The organism is Mesorhizobium sp. CCNWLY176 (assembly GCF_037153935.1).
Taxonomy (GTDB): Bacteria; Pseudomonadota; Alphaproteobacteria; order Rhizobiales; family Rhizobiaceae; genus Mesorhizobium_M; species Mesorhizobium_M zhangyense.
Map to the genome: position 1 here is coordinate 433,890 of NZ_JBBBDZ010000002.1, position 20,842 is coordinate 454,731.

Sequence of the window (20,842 nt, forward strand, 5' to 3'; positions counted from 1 at the left end):
CCTCTGAAAAAATCTAAGAAACATCGACCTTTATTTCATCGACAAACACCAGCGAGCGCCCGCTGACAAGCAGGCCATTTTCCACAACACGAATATCATTCGATGGAGGCAGCGGGCGCCATTGGAAACCGTCGCGCGCAGGCAGCGAAAATACAGTCGCGCGGCGATCGCCATTGATCAGTATCGAGATGCGGCGTGAAATGCCTTCGCCCTGACCGAGCACCATGGTGAGCCGCTGACGCTCCGGGTCGTTCCAGCTTTGCGCATCCAGTTCCTGCCCGTTTTCCGAAAGCCATTGGACATCGGGAAAGGTTGATTCCGACAGCGGATTTCCCGTCAAGAAACTGACTTCGTGCGAAAACGAGTTCGATCTGCGCAGCGTGGCGAGCGTCGCAGCATAGTCTTCAAGCTCAATGTCACGTCCTGCCCAGTCGAGCCAGGTAATCTCATTATCCTGCGCATAGGCGTTGTTGTTGCCACGCTGGGTGCGGCCGAATTCATCACCAGCCGTCAGCATGATCGTGCCGCGTGAGGCGAAAAGCGTGGCGAGCAGAGCGCGCAAATCGTGCCGACGCTGCTCGATTACCTTCGGATCATCACTCGCACCCTCGACCCCATTGTTCCACGACAAATTCTCGTTGTGGCCGTCGCGGTTCTGTTCGCCATTGGCCTCGTTGTGCTTGCGCTCATAGGCCGTCAGATCGGCCAGTGTCATGCCGTCATGGGCGGCGATGAAATTGACGCTGCGGGTTCTTTTCCCTGCAAAAACATCGGAAGATCCCGCCAGCCGCGTCGCCATCCCACCGATCATGCCGCGATCGCCGCGCCAGAAGCGGCGGACGTCGTCGCGGTATTTGTCGTTCCACTCAAGAAAGGGCGGCTTGAAATTTCCGAGTTGATAGCCGCCTGGCCCGATGTCCCACGGCTCGGCGATCATCACGCGATCAGCCAGCTCGGCGTCTTCGCTCATAGCCTTGAGCAAAGGCGCATTTGGGTCGAAGCCATTTTCAGAGCGTCCTAGGATGGGCGCGAGGTCGAAACGAAAACCGTCGACGCCGGCATGGCGGACGAAATGGCGGAGTGTGTCCAGAACCATTTCCTGCACGACTGGACGGTCGCAGGCCAGCGTGTTGCCGGTGCCGGTATCGTTGACGAGCCGCCCGTCCGGCCCATGCCGATAGTAAGCCTGATTATCCAGCCCGCGCAGCGACAGCGTCGGGCCGAGTTCGTCGCTCTCGCCGGTGTGGTTGAAGACGAGATCGAGGATGACGCCGATACCGGCCTCGCGCAACGCGGCCACCGTCTCGCGCAGGTCGGCAATGCCCCCCGGAGCAAGGCGCGGGTCTAGCGTCATGAAGGTCACGGGATTGTAGCCCCACGCATTGCTGAGCCTGAGCGGCGGCAGGTGGCGCTCGTCGATCCACGCGGTGATTGGCATCAATTCCACCGCGCCGACGCCGAGCTTTTGCAGATGCTTTATGACAGCCGGATGCGCGAGCGCCGCAATCGTGCCGCGCTGCTCCTTGGGGATTTCCGGGTGCAGCATGGTGAAGGCGCGCACCGGCACCTCATAGATCAGGCCGCCCGGCTTGAAGAGCGGCGGAGGCGGCAGAACCGGCTCGGAAAGAGCCGTTGCCACGGCCTTCGGCATCAGCGGCGCAGTGTCCTCGCCCTCGCCTCGGCGAGCCGAAAGCCGTTGGTCGAAGACGTAGGGCCGGTCGATGGCAACCGCATAAGGGTCCATCAGCAGTTTGTCGGGATCGAACCACAGCCCGCGTTCCGGTGCATAATCGCCGTCGGCGCGAAAGCCGTAGCGCGTGCCGGATTTTAGGCCGGGCACAAAGGCCGAATGCACACCGTCGCCCTGTGGTTCAAGCTCGATGCGCTGCAGTTCCCGCGCGCCATCCTCATCGAAGATCGACACCCAGACGCGCCGGGCAGCACCCGACCACACGGAAAAGCGAATACCTTCCGTGCTTATAGCAGCGTCGAAGCGCGGCGCCGGACGGTTCAAATCCGCTGATCCCATCAGGTGATGACGCTCGGCCCCTTGCGCCCTGTATGCGCGCGAATACCGGCAATATCATCCGCAGCACCGATAAGATCGGCAAGCGCTTCCTGCGTGTCGAGATCATGTCGCTTCGGGTCAGGCTCATAGCGCTCGACATAGAGCCTAAGCGTCGCACCGGACGTGCCGGTGCCGGACAGGCGAATTACCGCGCGCGAGCCGCCTTCGAACAGGATGCGGATGCCCTGGTTCTTGCTGACCGAGCCGTCGACCGGATCGTGATAGGCAAAATCGTCGGCCTTCTCGATCTTCAGGCCGCGCACCGTCGTTCCTGGCAGGCTCGGCAGCTTGGCGCGCAGCTCGTCCACCAGCGCGTTGGCCTTGTCGGATTCGACCTCTTCGTAATCGTGGCGCGAATAATAGTTCCGGCCATAGGTCGCCCAATGTTTTGTGGCGATCTCCTTGGCGCTCTCGCCACGCACCGCCAGAATGTTCAGCCACAGCAGGACCGCCCAAAGCCCGTCCTTTTCGCGGACGTGATCGGAGCCGGTGCCGGCACTTTCCTCGCCGCAGATCGTCGCCATGCCGGCATCGAGCAAATTGCCGAAGAACTTCCAGCCGGTCGGCGTCTCATACATGCCGACGCCGAGCTTTTCGGCGACGCGGTCCGCCGCACCGCTGGTCGGCATGGAACGCGCGATGCCTTTGAGGCCAGCCTTGTAGCCGGGCGCCAGATGCGCATTGGCGGCCAGCATGGCGAGCGAATCGGAAGGCGTGATGAAGATGCCCTTGCCGATGATCAGGTTGCGGTCACCGTCTCCATCGGAAGCCGCGCCGAAATCGGGCGCGTCAGGTCCCATCATCTCGTCATAGAGATGCTTAGCGTGAACGAGATTGGGGTCCGGATGATGCCCGCCGAAATCCGGCAGGGGATGGTAGTTCCGCGCAGTGTGGTCGGGCGCGCCCAGGCGCTTTTCCAGTATTTCCTTGGCGTAGGGGCCGGTCACGGCATGCATGGCGTCGAAGCGCATGCGGAAGCCGGACTTGAACAGTTTGCGGAGCGCGTCGAAATCGAACAGGGTTTCCATCAGTTCGGCATAGTCGGCGACGGGATCGATGACCTCGACCGTCATGCCGGCCGCATCAGACTTGCCGATCGTGTCGATATCCACCTTGCCGATATCGGCGATCAGGAAGCGCGAGATCGTCTTCGACTTCTCAAAGATCGCGTCGGTGATCTTTTCCGGCGCCGGGCCGCCATTGCCGGTATTGTATTTGATGCCGAAATCTTCGTGCGGGCCGCCGGGATTGTGGCTGGCCGACAGGATCAAGCCACCGAACGCCTTGTATTTGCGAATGACGTGAGATGCCGCCGGCGTCGACAGGATGCCGCCCTGCCCGACCAGGACCTTGCCGAAGCCGTTGGCGGCGGCCATGGCGATTGCGGTCTGGATAACCTCGCGGTTGAAGTAGCGGCCGTCGCCGCCGATCACCAGCGTCTTGCCCTTAAACCCTTCCAGCGAATCGAACACCGACTGGATGAAATTCTCGGCATAATGCGGCTGCTGGAACACCGGCACCTTCTTGCGCAGGCCGGAGGTTCCCGGCTTCTGGTCGGCGAATGGTTTTGTCGCGACAGTTGTCATGCGTCAGGCAGTCCTTTTGGAAGTCAAAGATCGATAGAGCTGAACGTATTTTTGCGCGCTTCGATCCCAGGAAACATCGGCTTTCATGCCCTGCCGCTGGATCGAGGACCAGAGCGCGGGCTCGGCATAGGTCGCCACCGCGCGGCGAATGGCATGGCGGAACGCATCGCCGCTTTCCGGCTCGAATAGGAAGCCTGTGGCCACGCCTGCCGAAAGTGCAGCCTCATTAGCGTCGATGATCGTATCGGCAAGGCCGCCGGTGCGGGCAACGACCGGCACGCAGCCATAGCGGAGGCCGTAAAGCTGCGTCAGTCCGCATGGCTCGAAGCGCGACGGGATGAGGATTGCATCGCAGCCGCCCTGCATCAGATGCGACAGCCCTTCGTCATAGCCGACAACGACGCCGACCCGCCCGCGATGGCGCGCGGCACCGGCCAGAAGCGCGCCCTCGAGGCCCTGGTCACCCGAGCCGAGCACGGCAAGCCGCGCCCCGGAGGCGACAAGATCGTCCAGGCTCGACATCAGCACGTCCATGCCCTTCTGCCAGGTCAGCCGGCTGACCACGCAAAGGATCGGACTGTTGTCATGATCGAGGTTGAAGCGTTCTTCCACGGCGCGCTTGTTGGCGGCGCGCGCCTTCAGCGTTTTTGCGGTGTAGGTCGCGGTGAGATGGTGATCGGTTGCTGGGTTCCAGATATCGGTGTCGATGCCGTTGACAATGCCATGCAGGTCGCCGGCGCGCAGATTGATCAGCCCGTCCAGCCCCATGCCAAAGGCCGGAGAACGGATTTCCTGGGCGTAGGTCGGGCTGACCGTGGTGACGGCCCATGCAGCCTGAAGACCTGCCTTGAGAAAGCCGACGCCGCCATAATATTCGACGCCGTCGAGCGACATGGCGTTCGCCGGCAAACCAAGCTGCGGAAAGATCGATGCCGCAAAGCTGCCCTGAAAGGCGAGGTTGTGCACGGTTATGACCGAAGGCACGGCATTCGCCTTGCCGTAGCGCATATAGGCCAGCGTCATCGCCGACTGCCAGTCATGGGCATGCACGACATCCGGCGCGTAGCCCGAGATCGCACCCGCGGCGATATCCGCACCAACCTGGCTCAGCGCTGCAAACCGCCGCCAGTTGTCCGGCCAGTCCGCGCCGGTCGCGTCACCGTAAGGTCCGCCGACGCGGTCGAAAAGATGCGGCGCATCCAGCACGAGCAGGTCGAGCCCCAGAATGACCGCGGCATGTACCGAAGCCTTGCCGCCATGCAGGTCCGGGTAGGCCAGCAGAGCCTTTTTCTTCTTGAAGGTGCCCATCACCGCCGGGTAGCCGGGCACAAGCGTGCGCATGGCAACGCCCTGCTCCGCCAGCGCCAGCGGCAGCGCGCCCGTCACGTCGGCAAGCCCGCCGGTCTTGACCAGCGGAAAAATCTCCGGCGTGACGGAAAGCACCTGCATGCGAATACCCTAGGTTTCGAGCCTGTCGATCATGTCCTGCGTAATCAGGCAAATGCCTTTTTCCGACACTCTGAAACGTTTTGCATCAAGCACCGGATCCTCGCCAACGACGAGCCCTTCGGGAATTTCCACGCCGTGATCGAGGACGACACGCTTCAGATGGGCATTTCTGCCAACCTTGCAGTCGGGCAGCATCACCACATCGTCGAGCGTGGAATAGGAACTGATCCGGGCCCCGGTGAAAATGAGGCTTCGTCGCAGCGTAGCACCCGATACGATGCAGTCGCCCGAGATCAGCGAGGATATCGCCGAGCCGCGCCTCCCGTCCTCGTCGTGGACGAATTTTGCCGGCGGCTTCAACTCGGCATAGGTCCAGATCGGCCAGTCGCGATCGTAGAGATCGAGTTCGGGCGTGATGTCGGTCAGGTCGATATTGGCTTCCCAATAGGCGTCGATGGTTCCGACATCGCGCCAGTAGGCGCCCGTTTCCGCCGAAGACCGCACGCAGGATTTGCCGAAGCGATGCGCGACCGCCTTACCGTGCTGGACGATGTAGGGAATGATGTCCTTGCCGAAGTCGCGGCTGGAATCCGGGTCGCTCGCATCGCGCCGCAGCTGATCCATCAGGAATTTCGTCTTGAAGACATAGATGCCCATGGAGGCGAGCGCGAAATCCGGCTTGTCGGGAATGCCGGGCGGGTCGGCAGGCTTTTCGATGAAGGAGATGATGTTATCCTTCTCGTCGACATGCATGACGCCGAAGCCGACCGCTTCCATGCGCGGCACCTCGAGGCAGCCGATGGTCACGTCGGCCTTGGCGTCGACATGCTGGCGCAGCATCAGTTCGTAGTCCATCTTGTAGATGTGGTCGCCGGCCAGGATGACCATGTATTCCGGGCCGTAGGGCTCGATGATATCGATGTTCTGGTAGACCGCGTCGGCCGTCCCCTCATACCACTGGGTTTCCGAAACGCGCTGGCTGGCCGGCAGGATATCGAAGCTTTCGTTTCGCTCCGGCCGAAAGAAGTTCCAGCCACGTTGCAGATGCCTGATCAGCGAATGCGCCTTGTATTGCGTGGCAACGCCGATGCGGCGGATGCCCGAATTCAGCGCATTGGAGAGCGCGAAATCGATGATGCGCGTCTTGCCGCCGAAATAGACCGCGGGCTTTGCCCGCCGGTCGGTCAGCTCCTTGAGCCGACTACCCCTGCCGCCGGCCAGCACATAGGCCATGGCATCGCGCGCCAGCGGTTGAGGTCTTTTCGTATCCATGGCAACCCTCCCAAGTCACTAGTCTAGAACAAGCTCAAGCATGACTGTCGCCAATGGCGGCAGCAGCATCGTCGCGTGAACGGCACCGTCCTTGCCGGCAACGGCGTCGACCAGACCGCCATTGCCCTTGCCGGAACCGCCGTAATCGGATGCGTCGGTGTTCATCACCTCGCGCCACTTTCCCGCCGTCGGCAACGGCACGCGGTAGTCATCGCGCGCGACCGGCGTGAAATTGGTGATGACGGCGATCGGGGCGCCGCCGGGTGCGCTGCGCAACCAGGCGAAAACCGAGTTGGCGCTGTCGTCGGCGATCAGCCAGGAAAAGCCTTCCGGCTCGCAGTCGCGCGCATGCAGTGCCGGCCGCGAACGGTAGAGGTAATTGAGGTCGCGAATGAGCTGGCGCACCCGGCGATGCTGAAGATGGTCGAGCAGGTGCCAGTCGAGCTGGCGCTCTTCGCTCCATTCGTCGCGCTGGGCAAATTCCTGGCCCATGAACAACAGCTTTTTGCCAGGGTAGCCCCACATGAAGGCGTAGTAGGCGCGCAAGGTTGCGAATTTCTGCCAGTCGTCGCCGGCCATCTTGCTCAGCAGCGTGCCTTTGCCGTGCACCACCTCATCATGCGACAGCGGCAGCACGAAATTCTCGCTGAAGGCATAGACCAGCCCGAAGGTTATCTCGCCGTGATGGTGCTTGCGGTGGATCGGCTCCTTGGAAAGATACTCCAGCGTATCGTTCATGAAGCCCATGTTCCATTTGAAGCCGAAGCCAAGCCCGCCTTCATGCACCGGCTGCGAAACCTTCGGCCAGGAGGTCGATTCCTCGGCAATGGTTATGACGCCGGGATGCGTGCCGTAGACGGCGATGTTCATTTTCTGAAGGAAGCTGACGGCCTCCAGATTCTCGCGCCCGCCACGCTCATTGGGTATCCATTCGCCGGCCTTGCGCGAATAGTCGAGGTAGAGCATCGAGGCAACCGCATCGACGCGCAGCCCGTCGAGATGGTATTTTTCGGCCCAGAACAGCGCATTGTTGACCAGATAGGACACGACCTCGCGGCGGCCGAAATTGTAGATCGCCGTGTTCCAGTCCGGGTGAAAGCCCTTGCGCGGATCGGCGTGCTCGTAGAGCGCCGTGCCATCGAAATGCGCCAGCCCATGCGCGTCGACAGGAAAATGCGCCGGCACCCAGTCGAGGATGACGCCGACTCCCGCCCGATGCGCGCCATCGACAAAGCGGGCAAAGCCTTCCGGATCGCCGAAGCGGGCGGTCGGCGCGTAGAGCCCGGTGGTCTGGTATCCCCATGACGGATCGTAGGGATGCTCGGTGATCGGCATGAATTCGATATGGGTGAAACCGGTATCGACGACATAGGGGATCAGACGATCGGCAAGCTCATCCCAGGACAGGAACGAGCCATCGTCGCGGCGTTGCCATGAGCCGGCGTGGACCTCATAGATGGAGATCGGCTCGCGGCGCGGATCGACATTTCGCCAATGCTTCCTGTGCGCTTCGTCGCCCCATTCATGGGCAAGCGGCGCGGCGGTGACGGAGGCCGTCGCCGGGCGCAGCTCCGAGCGGAAAGCAAACGGATCGGCCTTCAGTGGCAGGTTTTCGCCCTTGGGGCCGATGATCTCGAACTTGTAGGAACGCCCGGCCTCGATATCGGGAATAAAGATCTCCCAGATGCCGATGTCCTGACGCAGCCGCATTGCATGGCGGCGGCCGTCCCATTCGTTGAAATCGCCGACAACCGACACGCGTCTGGCGTTGGGCGCCCATACGGCGAAATGCACGCCCGACGCCCCTTCGTGCCACAGAAGATGCGCGCCGAGCTTGTCGAAGAGCCTGAGATGCGAGCCCTCGGCAATGAAATAATCGTCCATCGGTCCCAGCACTGGGCCGAAGGAATAAGGATCGGTCAGCCACCATTCGCCACCGGCATTGCGGGCGCGGTATTTCAGCGGCTGGCGCTTGCGGACGGAGAGCTTGCCTTCGAAGAAGCCGCCATCGTGCCGGCGGGTCAGTTCGCCGACCTCCTTGCCGGCCAGCGTGAAGGCGGTGACGAATTCGGCATGCGGAACGAAGCAGTGGGCGGCAAAGCCCTTTTCCGCTTCCTGTATGCCGAGAACGGCGAAGGGATTTCCATGAGTGCCGGCCACGATCGCCGCGACATCGCTGTCCGAGGCAGTACCGGGCAGCTTATTCGTCGCGGCTTTGGCGCGCGGCTTGTTCATGTTCTCAGGTTCCCTCCCACTGCTCTTCCGGCAGCTTCATGCAATCACATCATGCAGGCACGTTCCAGATTTCATTGACATATTGGCGAATGGTGCGGTCGGACGAGAACCAGCCCATCCGCGCGACATTGTGGATTGCCTTGGCGTGCCATTCCGGGCTGTTGCGCCAGACGGCATCGACCTGCCGCTGCGCTGCCGCATAGGCGTCGAAATCGGCGGCGACCATGAACCAGTCGTGCTCGTAAAGGCCCGACATCAGCTCGCGGTAACGCTCCGGATCGTCAGGCGAGAAGACGCCGGAGGAGATCGCGGCCAGCGCCTGCGACAGTTCCGGCGAGGCTTCGATCACGGCGCGCGGATTGTAGCCTTCGGCACGGCGCTCGGCGACCTGCTCGGTGGTCAGGCCGAAGATGAAGATATTATCGTCGCCGACCTGTTCCTTGATCTCGACATTGGCGCCGTCGAGCGTGCCGATGGTGAGCGCGCCGTTCAGCGCGAACTTCATGTTGCCGGTGCCCGAGGCTTCCATGCCGGCAGTGGAAATCTGCTCGGAAAGGTCAGCCGCCGGCATCATGATCTCGGCCGTGCTGACATTGTAGTTCGGCACGAACACGATCTTCAGCAGCCCGCCCACCGCCGGATCGCGGTTTATGACCTTGGCGACGTCATTGGCCAGTTTGATGATCAGCTTGGCGTTGTGATAGCTGGGCGCAGCCTTGCCACCGAAGAATTTTACGCGCGGCATCCAGTCCCGTTCAGGATGCGAACGGATCTGATCGTAGAGCGCGACCGCCTCGATGATATTCAGGAGCTGGCGCTTGTATTCATGGATGCGCTTGATCTGGATATCGAACATGGCCGAGGGATCGACCTTTATCCCCTGCCGCTCCAGGACCAGAGAAGCGAGGCGCTCCTTGTTGGCGCGCTTCACGCCGGCGAATTTTTCGCGGAATGATGCGTCGTCGGCCAGCGCATCGAGGTCTTTCAGCGCGTTGATATCGTCGAGAAACCTGTCGCCGATCGCCTCGCGTATCAGCCCCGTCAGACCCGGATTGCACTGGATGAGCCAGCGGCGCGGCGTGATGCCGTTGGTCTTGTTGTTGATGCGGTCCGGGTAGAGCTGGTGAAGGTCGGCGAACACCGTTTCCTTCATCAGCTCGGTGTGAAGCGCCGAGACGCCGTTGATCGAATGCGAGCCGGCGAAAGCCAGATTGCCCATGCGCACGCGGCGCTCGCCATTCTCCTCGATCAGCGAGATGCGGCTGATCTGCTCGCCGTCGAAGTCCGCCTTCGCCCGCGCTTCCAGCAATATCTGCGCGTTGATGGCGTAGACGATCTGCATGTGGCGCGGCAGCAGGCGCTCGAACAGCGGCACCGGCCAGCTTTCCAGCGCCTCGGGCAGCAGCGTGTGGTTGGTGTAGGCGAAGGTGCGCTTGGTGATGTCCCAGGCCGCGTCGAAATCGATGCCGTGAACGTCCATCAGAAGCCGCAGCAGTTCGGCAACGGCGACCGCCGGGTGCGTGTCGTTCAGATGGATCGCCGCCTTATCGGGCAGAGAATGCAATTCGCCATACTGGCTGAGATGGCGCTGGATGATGTCCTGCAGCGAGGCGGTCGAGAAGAAATACTCCTGCCGCAGCCGCAATTCCTGACCGGCCGGGCTGGAGTCTGCGGGATAGAGCACGCGCGACAGCGCATCCGCCTTGTTGCTCTCGCGCAGTGCGCCGATATGGTCGCCGGCGTTGAACGTGTCGAGCAGGATCGGATCGACCGGCATGCCCGACCAGAGCCTCAGCGTATTGACGCGATTTCCGCGCCAGCCAACCACGGGCGTGTCGTAGGCGACAGCCAGAATACGTTCCTGCGGGCGCCAGACGTGGCGCTCCAACCGGCCATCCTTGGTGGTGATGGATTCGACTGTGCCGCCGAAACCGACCTCGAAGGAGCGCTCGCGGCGCTCGAACTCCCAGGGATTGCCGTGGTCGAGCCAGGTTTCGGGCAGTTCGACCTGCCAGCCGTCGTGGATTTCCTGCCGGAACATGCCGTTGACATAGCGGATGCCATAGCCGTGCGCAGGCACATCCACCGTTGCCATGCTCTCCATGAAGCAGGCGGCAAGCCGGCCGAGACCGCCATTGCCCAGTGCCGCGTCAGGCTCCAGCGCCGAGATGACATCGAGCTCGACACCCAGCGAGCCAAGCGCATCGCGCATGCTCTCCATCATGCCGAGATTGGTGAAGGCATCGCGCATCAGCCTGCCGATCAGGAACTCGAGCGACAGGTAATAGACGCGCTTGGCGCCCTCGTCATAGGCTTCCTTGGTCGCCTTGACCCATTGGTCGATGATGCGGTCGCGCACGACCAGAATCGATGCGGTGAGCCAGTCGAACTGGGTTGCGACCGATTCGTCCTTGCCGACCCTGTATCGCAGGGCTTTCAGAATCTCAGCGGCAAGGGCCTTAGGGTCGGGATTTTCCAAAATTGGCCGTGGAAGCTCGGATGTGGATGCAAGCGTCATATCGCCTCTAGAGCGTTATCGGTAGCCCGTCTTTACGGCAGGGTCCCAGCATCCTCCCGCAATCAATCTAGTCGATCCGTCAGGATTTTCAATCGATTCAAAACCCCGCGCGGATTTTACGCAGCCAGCGCTTGTTCCGGCGGGGCTTTCGCCCCGGTCATGAAGGCAACCGCGTCCGACATCGTATAATCCTTGGGGTCTATGACGCAGAGACGACGGCCGAGCCGGTGAATGTGGATGCGGTCGGCAACTTCGAAAACGTGCGGCATGTTGTGCGAGATCAGGACGATCGGGATACCACGACGCTTCACGTCGAGAATGAGTTCCAGCACGCGCCGTGATTCCTTGACGCCGAGGGCCGCCGTCGGCTCGTCCAGGATGATGACCTTGGACCCGAAGGCCGCCGCACGCGCCACGGCCACACCCTGGCGCTGGCCGCCAGAGAGAGTTTCCACCGCCTGGCCGATGTTCTGGATCGTCATCAGGCCGAGTTCCGTCAGCTTTTCACGCGCACGCTTTTCCATCGCCGGCCGGTCGAGCATACGCAGCCATTGGCCCATGAAACCGGGCCTGCGGATCTCGCGGCCCAGAAACATGTTGTCGGCGATCGACAGCGCCGGCGAAAGCGCGAGGTTCTGATAGACGGTCTCGATGCCAGCGTCGCGCGCTTCCATCGGCGACTTGAAGCCGATCGGCTTGCCTTCGAGATGGATTTCGCCTTCGTCAGGCGTGACGGCGCCCGAGATTGCCTTGATGAGCGATGATTTGCCGGCGCCGTTGTCGCCGATCACCGCCAGTATTTCTCCGGGGTAGAGGTCGAAATCTGCATTGTCGAGTGCGGTCACGCGGCCGTAGCGCTTGACCAGCCCACGCGCATAGAGAAGTGGTTCCTGTGCCATCAGCCTGCGACCTTTCTGATCCACTGGTCGATTGCGACCGCGATGATGATGAGCGCGCCGATCAGCAGGTAGGTCCACTGCGGGTCCGTGCCGATCAGCCGCAATCCGAGCGAGAAGACGCCGACGATCAGCGCGCCGAACAACATGCCGAGGATAGACCCCCTGCCACCGAACAGCGAGATGCCGCCGATCACCACTGCGGTGATGGATTCGATGTTGGCGAACTGTCCCGCCGTCGGAGACACCGAGCCGATACGGCCGATGATTGCCCAGCCGGCGAGCGCGCAGATGAGGCCGGAGAGGACGTAGACCGATATCAGCATGCGGCTGACCCGCACGCCCGAGAGTTCGGCCGCGTCCGGATCGTCGCCGATCGCATAGACATGGCGTCCCCAGGCGGTGTGGTTCAACACATACCAGAGCACCGCCACGAGCAGCACCATGACGATGACGCCATAAGTGAAGACGGCCCCGCCTATGCGAAACGTATTGCCGAAGAATTGCAGGATGGGCGCTTGCGCCTCGATGTCCTGCGAGCGGATCGTCTCGTTGGCGGAATAGAGGAAATTCGTCGCCAGCACGATCTGCCACATGCCCAGCGTCACGATGAAGGGCGGCAGTTTCATATAGGCGACAAGCGCGCCGTTGATCCAGCCGCACAGCGCCCCGACGGCAAAACCGCACAGGATCGCCAGCGAAGGCGGCAGCCCATAGCGGAAGGTGAATTGCCCCATCACCACCGACGACAACACCATGATCGCGCCGACCGAGAGATCGATGCCTGCAGTCATGATGACCAGCGTCTGTGCCGCACCAACAATGCCGACGATCGCCACCTGCTGGAGGATCAGCGTCATCGAAAATGCCGAGAAGAACTTTCCGCCGATGAGCATCCCGAAGATCGCCAGCGAGGCGATAAGCACAATCAGCGGCACCGCCGCCGGGCTCGAATGCAGAAAATGCTGGACCCGCTCGATGGGCGATCTTGCCTGGGTTTCGAAGTTCGCGACCGAGGCGTCGCTGCCCGAAAGCACTGTTTCGAACTCCTGCGGCCGCCGGGCGTTTGCCGAAGCGTCACTCATGGTGTTTTCCTCCTGCGGAGTCGTTGCCCCGCTATGCGAAGGGCAGCCGAAGCCGCCCTTCTACACAGCCGAACTGTCTGCCTAAGTCAGGGTCGAATCAACCCCAGCATTTTTCGAGGCCAGCCTTGACGTCGATCGATTCGACGCCGTTTGCGGGCTTTGCGGTGACCAGAGAAACGCCAGTGTCGAAGAAGTCCTTGCCTTCGGTGGGCTTCGGCTTCTCGCCACTGTCGGCGAACTTCTTGATCGCCTCGATTCCAAGGGCCGCCATCATCAGCGGATATTGCTGCGAGGTCGCGCCGATAATGCCTGCTTCGACGTTCTTTACGCCCGGGCAGCCGCCATCGACGGAAACGATCAGGACATTCTTTTCCATACCGACGGCCTTCAGCGCTTCATAAGCGCCCGCGGCTGCCGGCTCGTTGATCGTGTGCACGACATTGATGCCAGGGTCCTTCTGGAGAAGGTTTTCCATCGCCTTGCGCCCACCCTCTTCATTGCCGTTGGTAACGTCATGGCCGACGATGCGGGAATCATCTTCATCGCCAATTTTCGCCGGGTCTTTCGGGTCGATGCCGAAGCCGATCATAAAACCCTGGTCGCGAAGCACATCGACGGTGGGCTGCGAAGGCGTCAGGTCGAGGAAGGCGACCTTCGCATCCTTGGCGGCATCGCCAAGCGTCGCGGCGGCCCATTGGCCAATCAGCTTGCCGGCGAGAAGATTGTCGGTGGCGAAGGTGGCGTCCGCCGAATCGGCAGGCTCAAGCGGCGTATCCAGCGCAATGACGAGAATGCCGGCGTCGCGCGCTTTCTTGACCGCAGGCACGATGCCGGCGGTATCCGAGGCGGTCAGCAGGATACCCTTGGCGCCATCGGCAATGCAGGTCTCGATCGCCGCAACCTGGCTTTCGGAGTCGCCGTCGATCTTGCCGGCGTAGCTTTTCAGATTGACACCCAGTTCCTTGGCCTTGGCCGTGGCGCCTTCCTTCATCTTGACGAAGAATGGGTTGGTGTCGGTCTTGGTGATCAGGCAGGCACTTACATCGGCGGCTGACGCGGGTGCTGCGAAAGTCATGAGCGCTGCAGCGGCAGCGCCGAAAACGGTCGACTTCAAGAATGCGATCTTGGTCACGGTATTCCTCCCAGTAAGAACAAACCAATGCCGTTTGGACATCGTCACACAGACGCCGAGGCACCATGTCCCGCCCCGATCATCTGCCGCTAGAAAACATCAGCCAAACCGATCTGTCAATAATTAAATCACTCTTATTTATTATTGACAAACGGTGTTTGCCTTGCGCATTGTTTCTGCAAAAAGACATCAGGAATGACGGGAGGAAGATGGGTGGAGACTGGCGACCCCGGGCGCAATTCGCCCCCTTTGGCCGAGAGCCATTTTCATCGCGGCACGAACCAGAGCGGCATGCGCGATCACAACGAGCGGCTGGTGCTTTCGCTCGTGCGCCAGCATGGCAGCCTCGCCAAGACCGACATCGCCCGCATGACGCGCCTGTCCGCGCAGACCGTGTCGGTGATCATGCGCGAACTGGAAGAAGACGGCCTGCTGCTGCGGCAGGAACCCATCCGCGGCAAGATCGGACAGCCCTCGATTCCAATGGCGCTCAACCCGGAGGGTGCATATTTTCTCGGCTTGAAAATCGGGCGGCGCAGCGCCGAGCTGGTGCTGATCGACTTCCTCGGCAACATCCGGCAAATGCGCCAGAACTCCTATCGCTACCCTGCGCCGCAGGAGACCGTGCAGTTCGCGATGTCGGGCATAGCCGAGATGCGTGCAAGCCTGGACCCCAGACAGGACCGGCGTGTTGCCGGCCTCGGCATCGCCATGCCTTTCGAATTGTGGAACTGGGCCGACACCGCCGGCGCGCCGCGCGAGATCATGGACGAGTGGCGGCGCTGCGACATCCGTTCTGAAATCCAGGCGCAATGCGGCTTTCCCGTCTATCTGCAGAACGATGCGACGTCGGCCTGCGGCGCGGAACTGGTTTTCGGGCATACAGGCGGCCTTCGCGATTTCATCTATTTCTATATCGGAGCCTTCGCCGGCGGCGGCATCGTCCTCAACGGCGCACTTTATGGCGGACGCACGGGCAATGCGGGGGCACTTGGCTCGATGCCCATTCCCAACCCCGGAGGCCGCGCCACCCAGCTCATCAATGTCGCGTCCATCGCCATTCTTGAGAAGGCGCTGCTCGCACGAGACGTGGACGCTTCCTTCCTGTGGACATCGCCCAATGACTGGGGCGACATCGGCCCTGAACTCGACCAATGGATCGCCAGTGCCGCCGATGCGCTGGCCTATACGATTGTCTCTTCTTCCGCCGTCATCGATTTCGAGGCCGCGGTGATCGACGGCTGGATGCCGACTGCGGTCAGAAAGCGGCTGGTCGACGCGGTCAGGCAGGCGCTTTCCGGCATCAATGTCGAGGGCTTGCAGGTTCCCGATATTCGCGAAGGAACGGTCGGCATCAACGCCCGCGCGCTCGGCGGCGCCAGCCTGCCGCTTTCGGAGCGCTTTTTGGTCGGTGCAGCCACCACCCCATCGAAGGGGGCGTGACCGAATGCCGGCCCGCCTCCCCCATCTTGCAGTTGGTGCTTGCCGGGCCTATTCCGGCACTCACGGCCATTTCTTTCACCGACAAGCGAGCAAACGAGCATGATCCTGTGTTGTGGCGAAGCCCTGATCGACATGCTGCCGCGCGAAAGCACGGCCGGCGAGCCGTCATTCGCGCCCTATGCCGGCGGTGCCGTCTTCAACTCGGCCATCGCGCTCGGGCGGCTGGGCGTGCCGGTCGAGTTCTTCTCGGGCCTCTCCTCCGACCTTTTCGGCCAGCAGATCCGCGAAGTGCTGGCATCGAGCAATGTCGGTTCGCGCTATGCCGACGTCTCTTCGCGTCCGACCACGCTTGCCTTCGTCCGTCTCGCCGATGGCCACGCCACCTACACCTTCTATGACGAGAACACGGCCGGCCGGATGCTGACGGAGGCCGATCTACCGGTGTTCGAAGACGATATCGACGCCATGCTGTTCGGCGCAATCAGCCTTATCCCAGAGCCTTCCGGTTCCGCCTACGAAGCGTTGATGCGCCGCGAGCACGATCGCCGCGTCACCATGCTGGACCCCAACATCCGCCCCGGCTTCATTCCCGACAAGGAAAAGCATCTCGACCGCATCCGCCGCATGATGGCCATGGCCGACATCGTGAAACTGTCCGACGAAGATCTTTCCTGGTTCGGCCATGAAGGACCGCAGGAAGACCTGATCCACGACTGGCTGCAAAGCGGCCCGAAGCTGATCGTGGTGACGCGCGGGGCCGAAGGCGCGACCGGCTACACCAAGCGTCACACGGTTTCCGTGAAGCCGAACCGCGTCGCTGTGGTCGATACGGTCGGCGCAGGCGACACTTTCAATGCCGGTCTCCTTGCCTCGCTCCACGATCAGGGCGTTTTGACCAAGGACGGGCTGGAAGAGCTTTCGGACACGGCAATTCACGAGGCGTTGACGCTCGGCTCCAAGGCTGCGGCGATCACCGTTTCCCGCGCCGGAGCAAACCCGCCCTGGCGGCACGAGATCGAATAGGCCTGCAGGTCCGATCACATTATATTTCGCCGCTGCGTAAAAGAGCCCGGCCCACGCCTGCCGAACGGCAATTGCTGCCTCATTTCCGGGCGCTTTGTCGGCAAAGTTCGTTCCCGCTGGTAACGAGCTTGTACCGTCCGCCGGGCAGCCATGCGCGAGCCAATCTTTCTCGCCCGGTTCAACTCTGCTATCAGCCGCCCTATATCCCGAAAAACAGGACTTCGGAGCCACTATGCAATTCATCGATCTCGGCGCGCAGCGCGACAGAATCCGCGACCGTCTGGACGCCGCCATCGACCGTGTCGTCGATGAGGGCAAATACATCCTCGGGCCGCAGGTCACCGAATTCGAGCAGAAGCTTGCCGCCTATGTCGGCGTGAAGAATGTCGTTGCCTGTGCCAATGGCACCGACGCGCTGCTTCTTCCCCTGCTCGCCTCCGGCATCGGGCCCGGCGATGCGGTGTTCGTTCCGAGCTTCACCTTCGCCGCGACGGCGGAAGTCGTGGCGCTGGCCAAGGCCGAGCCGGTGTTCATCGACGTCGATGCCGAGACCTACAATATCGACATTGCCAGCCTTGAAGCGGCGATCGCCATGATCAAGGCGGAAGGCCGCCTGAAGCCCCGCGCCATCATTCCGGTTGACCTGTTCGGCCTCGGTGCGAACTATGCCGCAATCGCCGAGATCGCCGAGCGCGAAGACCTGCTGGTGATCGAGGACGCTGCCCAGGCTATCGGCGGTTCGATCGACGGCAAGATGTGCGGCGGGTTCGGCAAGGTCGCCTCGACCAGCTTCTACCCGGCCAAGCCGCTCGGCTGCTACGGCGACGGCGGCGCGATGTTCACCAATGACGACGAATTCGCCGCGCGCCTGCGCTCCTTCGCCTTCCACGGCAAGGGCGAGACCCAGTACGACAACGTCCACGTCGGCCTGAATTCGCGCCTCGACACGCTGCAGGCGGCGATCCTGATCGAGAAGTTGGCTATCCTCGAAGACGAGATGATTGCCCGCCAGAAGGTCGCTCAGCGCTATCGCGACGGCCTCCACAATGTCGTGAAGGTCGCCCATGTCCCGCAAGGCCACCGCTCGGCCTGGGCGCAATACGCCATCGAGACACCGCACCGCGACGCGCTGAAGGCGCATCTGCAGGAAAAGGGCATTCCGTCGGTGATCTATTACGTCAAGCCGCTGCATCAGCAGGTGGCTTACAAGGATTACCCCGTTGCGCCCGCCGGCCTGCCGGTATCGGAAGCGCTGCCCACCCGCATCCTGTGCCTGCCGATGCACGCCTATCTGTCGGCTGAGGATCAGGATCGCATCATCAGCACGATCAGCGATTTCATCGCCTCGAAATCGGCACAGCACGCCGCGGAGTAATCCGCGACCACGCAATCAAAACCACGGCGCGCCGGAAACCCGGCCCGTTGCGATGAAGGACGGGTTGGCGAAATCCGCGTCATGCGCCTGATTGCGCTTGCCATAGACCAGTGGCTTGCCATCGGTGGTTTTGGTGGTGCCGCCGGCGGCGCGCAGGATCGCGTCACCGGCTGCCGTGTCCCATTCCATTGTGCGGCTGAAGCGCGGATAGACATCCGCTTCGCCGGCGGCCAACAGGCAAAACTTCAGCGACGAACCGACCGAGACGATCTCCGCCGCCTCGATCTTGCGGATGAAAGCATCCGTTTCCGGCGTCCGGTGCGAACGGCTGGCGACGATGGTCAATGGCGTCTGCCCGTCCCGCACGGAAATCTTGCGGCGGCCGGCGATCGTCAGGTCGTCGCCGATCGTTATCGTCTCGGCCCTGCCCGGCCGGCCGGAAAAAAACCGCCCGCTGCAAGGCGCATAGACCACGCCGATCTCCGGCACGTCGCCGCGGATCAAGGCGATATTGACGGTGAAATCGGCGTTGCCTTTGACGAACTCCTTCGTCCCATCGAGCGGGTCGATCAGGAAGAAGGCGCGGCCCAGAGCAGGCGCCTCGATGCCCTCGGAGGCTTCTTCCTCTGCAACACAGGGAATATCGGGAAATTCGGCGCGCAAGCCTTCGAGAATCAGCTTTTCGGCAGCGCGGTCGGCCTCGGTGACCGGCGAGCAATCGGCCTTCTCTTCCACGGTCATCTTCGAATGGAAGACTTCCATGATGACGCGGCCGGCGTCCAGCGCCAGCCGCTCGAAGACGGCTAGCATTGCTTCGTCGTCAGATACCGCCGCCGTCGTCGTATTGTTGATCTGCAATGTCACGTTCACTCAGCCAGCCTTCGAGTACATCTACCATCTCTTCAGGCGTTCTGCCGAGCGTTTGCAAGTGGATTTCCGGCTTTTCCGGTGCTTCGTAGGGCGAATCCACGCCGGTGAAGTTCTTGATCTCGCCATTCAGCGCGCGCGCATAAAGCCCCTTCGGGTCGCGGCTGGCGCATTCCTCGAACGGCGTGTCGACGAACACCTCGACGAATTCGCCCTCCTCCAGCAGTTCGCGTGCCAACTGGCGCTCGGCGCGGAACGGCGAAATGAAGGAGACGAGCACGACAAGACCGGCATCCGCCATCAGCTTCGCCACCTCGGCGACGCGGCGGATGTTTTCCACGCGGTCTGCCTCCGTGAAGCCGAGATCGCGGTTGAGGCCATGGCGGACATTGTCGCCATCGAGGATATAGGTGTGGCGGCCGGTTGCGTGCAGCTTCTTTTCGAGCAGGTTGGCGATGGTCGACTTGCCCGAACCGGACAGGCCGGTGAACCACAGCACCGTCGGCTTCTGATGCTTGGCGGCGGCGCGCGAATGCTTTGTCACGTCCAGTGACTGCCAATGGATGTTGTCTGCGCGGCGCAGCGTGTGAAGGATCATGCCGGCGCCAACGGTCGCATTGGTCAGCCGGTCGATCAGGATGAAAGCGCCGGTCGTGCGGTTCTCCGCAAACGTATCGAAAGCCAGCGGCGACTGGGCCGAAATGTTGCAGACGCCGACCTCGTTCATTTCGAGCGACTTCGCCGCCTCATGCGCGAAGTCATTGACGTTCAAGCGGTATTTCAGGTCGGTGACGGTGGCGTTGGCCTGGTCCGTCTCGGTGCGCAGAATGTAGGAACGCCCCGGCAGCAGTGCCTGTTCATCGAACCAGACGATGTTTGCCGTGAACTGGTCGGCCACCTGCGGACGGGCGCCTGGCGCGACCAGAAGATTGCCGCGCGAGACCTCGACCTCGTCCTCCAGAACGATGGTGACCGCCTGGCCCTCGACCGCCTGCTTCAGGTCGCCGCCACTTGCGACGATGCGCTTGACCTTGGAGAACTTGCCGGACTTCGCCACGACGATTTCGTCGCCCTGCGCGATCGAGCCGGAGGCAACCGTACCGGCGAAGCCACGGAAATCCAGGTTCGGGCGGTTCACATATTGCACCGGAAAGCGGAACGGCTTTTCGATCGCAGCGCCATCGACATCGACGGTTTCCAGATGCTCGACCAGTGTCGGCCCGGCATACCAGCCCAGCTTCTCGGAGCGGCGTGTGACATTGTCGCCGTAGCGTGCCGACATCGGGATCGGTGCGATGCTCTCGAAGCCGAGATCCTTGGCGAACTCTGAGTATTCCGCGACGATCCGCTCGAATACCTGACGGTCGAAGCCGACCAGATCGATCTTGTTGACCGCCAGCACGATGTGGCGAATGCCGAGCAGCGAGGCGATGATGGAATGCCGCCGCGTCTGGCGCAGAACGCCCTGGCGCGCGTCGATCAGCACGATGGCGAGATCGGCAGTGGAGGCGCCGGTAGCCATGTTGCGCGTGTATTGCTCATGACCCGGCGTGTCGGCAACGATGAATTTGCGCTTGGGCGTGGCGAAGAAGCGGTAGGCAACATCGATGGTGATGCCCTGCTCGCGTTCAGCCTCCAGCCCATCGACCAGCAGCGCGAAATCGATGTCGTCACCGGTCGTGCCGTGCTTGCGCGAATCGCGCTCCAGCGTCGCGAGCTGGTCCTCGAAAATCTGCTTGGTGTCCGAAAGCAGGCGGCCGATCAGCGTCGACTTGCCGTCATCGACCGATCCGCAGGTGAGGAAGCGCAGCAGCGACTTTTGCTCCTGGCTCGCCAGGTATTCGCGCACCGTGTCTGTCGCGACGAGATTTTCGGCCATGATGTGGCGCATAC

The 20,842-nt window shown here is 62.0% G+C and carries 14 protein-coding genes; 3 read left to right on the forward strand and 11 right to left on the reverse strand.

Annotated features, from left to right (window positions below):
- Positions 1 to 13 precede the first annotated feature (13 nt).
- From glgX to WBQ96_RS05035, 9 genes are all read right to left on the reverse strand, one after another.
- Entirely contained in the window at positions 14 to 2,014 is a 2,001-nt protein-coding gene (gene glgX, locus WBQ96_RS04995) for a glycogen debranching protein GlgX (RefSeq protein WP_336547927.1), read from the reverse strand.
- Positions 2,015 to 2,028: 14 nt separating this feature from the next.
- The gene (locus WBQ96_RS05000) at positions 2,029 to 3,654 is read right to left on the reverse strand and encodes an alpha-D-glucose phosphate-specific phosphoglucomutase (protein ID WP_336547929.1); all 1,626 of its coding nucleotides are present in this window, start codon (positions 3,652 to 3,654) and stop codon (positions 2,029 to 2,031) included.
- Between the two features lie 3 nt (positions 3,655 to 3,657).
- Positions 3,658 to 5,103 (reverse strand): glycogen synthase GlgA, encoded by a 1,446-nt coding sequence (gene glgA / locus WBQ96_RS05005; RefSeq protein WP_336547931.1) that lies wholly within the window; start codon positions 5,101 to 5,103, stop codon positions 3,658 to 3,660.
- Positions 5,104 to 5,112: 9 nt separating this feature from the next.
- Positions 5,113 to 6,375, reverse strand: coding sequence for a glucose-1-phosphate adenylyltransferase (glgC, locus tag WBQ96_RS05010; RefSeq protein ID WP_165115227.1), 1,263 nt, complete (start codon positions 6,373 to 6,375; stop codon positions 5,113 to 5,115).
- 18 nt (positions 6,376 to 6,393) lie between these two features.
- Positions 6,394 to 8,610: a 1,4-alpha-glucan branching protein GlgB gene (glgB, locus tag WBQ96_RS05015; protein ID WP_336547934.1), complete on the reverse strand. Its 2,217-nt coding sequence runs from the start codon at positions 8,608 to 8,610 to the stop codon at positions 6,394 to 6,396.
- A 49-nt stretch (positions 8,611 to 8,659) separates the two neighbouring features.
- Complete coding sequence (locus WBQ96_RS05020; RefSeq protein ID WP_336547935.1) at positions 8,660 to 11,128, reverse strand: glycogen/starch/alpha-glucan phosphorylase; 2,469 nt, start codon at positions 11,126 to 11,128, stop codon at positions 8,660 to 8,662.
- Positions 11,129 to 11,244: 116 nt separating this feature from the next.
- Positions 11,245 to 12,027 (reverse strand): ATP-binding cassette domain-containing protein, encoded by a 783-nt coding sequence (locus WBQ96_RS05025; RefSeq protein ID WP_336547937.1) that lies wholly within the window; start codon positions 12,025 to 12,027, stop codon positions 11,245 to 11,247.
- Complete coding sequence (locus WBQ96_RS05030; protein WP_336547939.1) at positions 12,027 to 13,109, reverse strand: ABC transporter permease; 1,083 nt, start codon at positions 13,107 to 13,109, stop codon at positions 12,027 to 12,029. The genes WBQ96_RS05025 and WBQ96_RS05030 overlap by 1 nt, the downstream gene beginning before the upstream one ends.
- A 97-nt stretch (positions 13,110 to 13,206) precedes the next feature.
- Positions 13,207 to 14,223 (reverse strand): sugar ABC transporter substrate-binding protein, encoded by a 1,017-nt coding sequence (locus WBQ96_RS05035; RefSeq protein WP_336548200.1) that lies wholly within the window; start codon positions 14,221 to 14,223, stop codon positions 13,207 to 13,209.
- A 309-nt stretch (positions 14,224 to 14,532) separates the two neighbouring features.
- Here WBQ96_RS05035 and WBQ96_RS05040 point away from each other — a divergent pair, with 309 nt between their 5' ends.
- From WBQ96_RS05040 to WBQ96_RS05050, 3 genes are all read left to right on the forward strand, one after another.
- Positions 14,533 to 15,684 carry an ROK family transcriptional regulator gene (locus WBQ96_RS05040; RefSeq protein WP_336548203.1) on the forward strand — a complete coding sequence of 384 codons (1,152 nt, stop codon included), beginning with the start codon at positions 14,533 to 14,535 and terminating at the stop codon, positions 15,682 to 15,684.
- A 99-nt stretch (positions 15,685 to 15,783) separates the two neighbouring features.
- Positions 15,784 to 16,707 carry a carbohydrate kinase family protein gene (locus tag WBQ96_RS05045; protein WP_336547941.1) on the forward strand — a complete coding sequence of 308 codons (924 nt, stop codon included), beginning with the start codon at positions 15,784 to 15,786 and terminating at the stop codon, positions 16,705 to 16,707.
- Between the two features lie 232 nt (positions 16,708 to 16,939).
- Complete coding sequence (locus tag WBQ96_RS05050; RefSeq protein WP_336547943.1) at positions 16,940 to 18,082, forward strand: DegT/DnrJ/EryC1/StrS family aminotransferase; 1,143 nt, start codon at positions 16,940 to 16,942, stop codon at positions 18,080 to 18,082.
- Between the two features lie 15 nt (positions 18,083 to 18,097).
- On the opposite strand, the gene cysQ is transcribed toward WBQ96_RS05050, so the two are convergent.
- Positions 18,098 to 18,892 carry a 3'(2'),5'-bisphosphate nucleotidase CysQ gene (cysQ, locus tag WBQ96_RS05055; protein ID WP_336548205.1) on the reverse strand — a complete coding sequence of 265 codons (795 nt, stop codon included), beginning with the start codon at positions 18,890 to 18,892 and terminating at the stop codon, positions 18,098 to 18,100.
- Between the two features lie 10 nt (positions 18,893 to 18,902).
- On the reverse strand, positions 18,903 to 20,840 hold the full coding sequence (gene cysN, locus WBQ96_RS05060) for a sulfate adenylyltransferase subunit CysN (RefSeq protein ID WP_336547945.1): 1,938 nt from the start codon (positions 20,838 to 20,840) through the stop codon (positions 18,903 to 18,905).
- Positions 20,841 to 20,842: the final 2 nt, after the last annotated feature.

Excerpts from the sequence above, each read along its gene's own strand:
- WBQ96_RS05000 (WP_336547929.1), bottom strand. The coding sequence starts at position 3,654 with ATGACAACTGTCGCGACAAAACCATTCGCCGACCAGAAGCCGGGAACC.
- glgA (WP_336547931.1), bottom strand. The coding sequence starts at position 5,103 with ATGCAGGTGCTTTCCGTCACGCCGGAGATTTTTCCGCTGGTCAAGACC.
- glgC (WP_165115227.1), bottom strand. The coding sequence starts at position 6,375 with ATGGATACGAAAAGACCTCAACCGCTGGCGCGCGATGCCATGGCCTAT.
- glgB (WP_336547934.1), bottom strand. The coding sequence starts at position 8,610 with ATGAACAAGCCGCGCGCCAAAGCCGCGACGAATAAGCTGCCCGGTACT.
- WBQ96_RS05020 (WP_336547935.1), bottom strand. The coding sequence starts at position 11,128 with ATGACGCTTGCATCCACATCCGAGCTTCCACGGCCAATTTTGGAAAAT.
- WBQ96_RS05025 (WP_336547937.1), bottom strand. The coding sequence starts at position 12,027 with ATGGCACAGGAACCACTTCTCTATGCGCGTGGGCTGGTCAAGCGCTAC.
- WBQ96_RS05030 (WP_336547939.1), bottom strand. The coding sequence starts at position 13,109 with ATGAGTGACGCTTCGGCAAACGCCCGGCGGCCGCAGGAGTTCGAAACA.
- WBQ96_RS05040 (WP_336548203.1), top strand. The coding sequence starts at position 14,533 with ATGCGCGATCACAACGAGCGGCTGGTGCTTTCGCTCGTGCGCCAGCAT.
- WBQ96_RS05045 (WP_336547941.1), top strand. The coding sequence starts at position 15,784 with ATGATCCTGTGTTGTGGCGAAGCCCTGATCGACATGCTGCCGCGCGAA.
- WBQ96_RS05050 (WP_336547943.1), top strand. The coding sequence starts at position 16,940 with ATGCAATTCATCGATCTCGGCGCGCAGCGCGACAGAATCCGCGACCGT.
- cysQ (WP_336548205.1), bottom strand. The coding sequence starts at position 18,892 with ATGCTAGCCGTCTTCGAGCGGCTGGCGCTGGACGCCGGCCGCGTCATC.
- cysN (WP_336547945.1), bottom strand. The coding sequence starts at position 20,840 with ATGCGCCACATCATGGCCGAAAATCTCGTCGCGACAGACACGGTGCGC.